Source organism: Hymenobacter crusticola (genome assembly GCF_002154225.1).
In the GTDB taxonomy this organism is placed as follows: Bacteria; Bacteroidota; Bacteroidia; order Cytophagales; family Hymenobacteraceae; genus Hymenobacter; species Hymenobacter crusticola.
Genome location: NZ_MTSE01000083.1, coordinates 1 through 2,437 on the forward strand (window position 1 = coordinate 1; position 2,437 = coordinate 2,437).

At 56.4% G+C, this 2,437-nt stretch carries 1 protein-coding gene; it reads left to right on the forward strand.

Annotated elements, in window-relative coordinates:
- Nucleotides 1–372: 372 nt before the first annotated feature.
- A partial coding sequence (locus BXP70_RS28880) for a M36 family metallopeptidase (RefSeq protein WP_179197899.1) occupies nucleotides 373–2,437 on the forward strand: 2,065 nt, incomplete at its 3' end.

Consider the following 2,437-nt stretch of genomic DNA (forward strand, 5'->3'; position numbering starts at 1 on the left):
GCGCACCAGCGCTGGCTCCTTCAGCAAGAAGGTCCTCATCCAGCACTAAGCACCTAGCTATAAGAGCTGAACAGTCATAAAAACCCCGATGAGCTACTTGCTCATCGGGGTTTTCGTTATTGGACCTAGGTACTCGCGCACCATACTGCTCAGCCGCGGTTTGCACTCAGCGAAATCGAGTTCCTTCTATTGCTGTGGTAGCAAGCTTAGTTCCAAGGGCAGCATGAACGCTACTAGAGAAGAAATTGCATTAATAAGATAAAATGAATTTTAGATGAATTTACATTTTTTATTACGCTCAGCTATCTATAGGTTTAAGGATTAACTACTTCGGCGTCTACCATACCATTCTTTACCTCCTAATACCGCACTATGAGAACAACCTTTACGCCTACCCTAGGTCGGGCATTGGTCTTCGCTAGCCTGCTAGCTATGCCCACCCTTGCCTCTGCTCAAACCTCCCCGGCGGCCCTGAGCACTGCCTTGAGTCAGTTCACAAGCCAACATGCTAAGCTAGGACTGAGTGCTCCGGACGTAGCCGATCCGGCCGTAACCAGCTCCTACACGGAAGCCGATTCCAAGGTAACGCACGTGTATTTGCGCCAGCGTCACCAGGGCATCGAAATCTACGGGGCTGAAGCCGATCTGCACCTCGATGCCACCAACAAGGTCGTAAGCCTACACAGTGCCTTCGTGACGAATGCGGCCAATGCGGCCAGCGTTGCAGCCACAGCCCCTACGCTTACCCCTGCACAAGCAATAGCCGCGGCAACCCGAGCTCTAGGCTTGGCAGCACCTAGCCGGCTGGAAGTAGTACAAGCTGGCGCGCCAGCAGTAGGGATGAAGTTGAGCGAAGGTGGTATTGCCCGGTCGCCTATTGGCGTAAAGCTGATGTACCAAGCCACCGAAACCAAGCAGCTAGTGTTGGTATGGGATGTAACTATTGACGATGCTACGTCTGACCACTATTGGAATGTGCGGGTGAATGCCGCCACCGGTGCGCTGGTCGATAAGAGCGATTACACGGTCTCGGAGCCGGTAAGCTTTTCCGAACTCACCCAACGAGCCCTAGGTACCAAAAACTGGCCTGAGCCGGCTGTAGCCAGCAGTGTAGCGGCGCCCAACAGCTACAACGTATACCCCCTCACGGTAGAGAGCCCGCTATACGGCAGCCGGCAGGTGGTGGTAAACCCTGCTGACCCCACGTATTCGCCTTTCGGCTGGCACGATACCAACGGGGTGGCTGGCCCTGAGTACACCATCACGCGCGGCAACAACGTGCACGCCTACGAGGACCGGAACCGGGCTAATGCCCCGGGCTACAGCCCGGATGGCGGCACCGATTTAATCTTTGATTATCCCTTCGACCAAAGTGCGGCGCCGCAAGTATATCAGAATGCGGCCATCACGAACCTGTTTTACTGGAATAACCTCGTGCACGACGTGATGGCCTACAAAGGCTTTGACGAAGTGAGCGGCAACTTCCAGGTGAAAAACTATACCGGCGCTGGCCTCGGCAATGACGACGTGCGCGCCGAAGCCCAAGATGGCGGCGGTACCAACAATGCCAACTTCTCCACGCCCGTTGATGGCTCCCGGCCCCGCATGCAGATGTATCTGTGGCCCGGTGGCGTTGGTAGCATTACGGCTCCAGCCACTATTGCGGGTAACTTGCCAATGCGCGGTACCGCCTACGGTAGAACGCTGACGGCCGCAGGGCCAATCAGCGGTAGGATTGTGCTAGCGAATGACGGCTCCGCCAACCCGCCGCGCGCTTGTAACCCCCTCCTCAACGCTGCTGCCATCAACGGCAACATTGCTCTGGTATACCGGGGTGGTACCTGCTCCACGCCCACCAAAATTCGTAACGCGCAGAATGCTGGTGCTCGCTTGGTGATGATAGCCGACAGCATTCCGAATACTGCCATTGCTAACTACGGCGGCGCCGCCGACACGGTAGGCTTGCGTATTCCTTCGGTTGCCATATCCAAAGCGGATGGCGACAAAATCAGAGCCGCGCTTACCTCGGGTGTGAACGTTACGGTAGCCGTTAGCGGCATCATTCGCGACGGGGACTTCGACAACGGTGTTATTGCCCACGAATACGGCCACGGTATCTCTAACCGTTTGACGGGCGGTCCAGCTAACTCCAACTGCCTTGGCAATGCTGAGCAAATGGGAGAAGGCTGGAGCGACTTCTTCGGCTTGTGGATGACCACCAAGCCCGGCGACCAAGGTTTTACCCCACGCGGTATCGGCAACTACGTAACAGGTGCCCCAATCGACGGCTACGGCATTCGTCCGCAGCGCTACTCAACGGATTTCGCCGTGAATAACCAAACATACGCCCTCATTGGAACCGGTGCCTACACCGCGGTGCACGCCATCGGCTCGGTATGGGCGGCGACGTTGTGGGACCTGAACTGGAAGCTGGTGG